This window comes from Streptomyces sp. BE20 (genome assembly GCF_036322525.1).
GTDB lineage: Bacteria > Actinomycetota > Actinomycetes > Streptomycetales > Streptomycetaceae > Kitasatospora.
The window spans coordinates 1-260 of the sequence record NZ_JAQYWW010000844.1; the positions used below are offsets into that span (position 1 = coordinate 1).

Below are 260 nucleotides of genomic sequence, written 5' to 3' on the forward strand. Positions count from 1 at the left end.
CGTCGATGGCGGCGACCTGCTCGGCTTTGGCCACGACCCGGTGTCACCGCTCGCAGAGCGCTTCGGCGACACCGTCCGGCTGACGGTCAACGCCGAGCAGAGCGACAGCCCGATGATCCAACTGTCCGTCACCGAACTCCGCCACCTGCTCGCCGGTGCCGAACGCGACATGGTCGACTTCCTCTCGCTGACCGCCGACTGGGCCCGCCGCGCGGCCATGTCACGGGGGGCCTCCTCGGCGTCCTTGACCGACGCGAGTC

At 70.4% G+C, this 260-nt stretch carries 1 pseudogene; it reads left to right on the forward strand.

From position 1 onward, the window contains the following. Nucleotides 1-40: 40 nt before the first annotated feature. Nucleotides 41-260, forward strand: a pseudogene (locus PUR61_RS18160) (hypothetical protein); the annotation flags it as partial.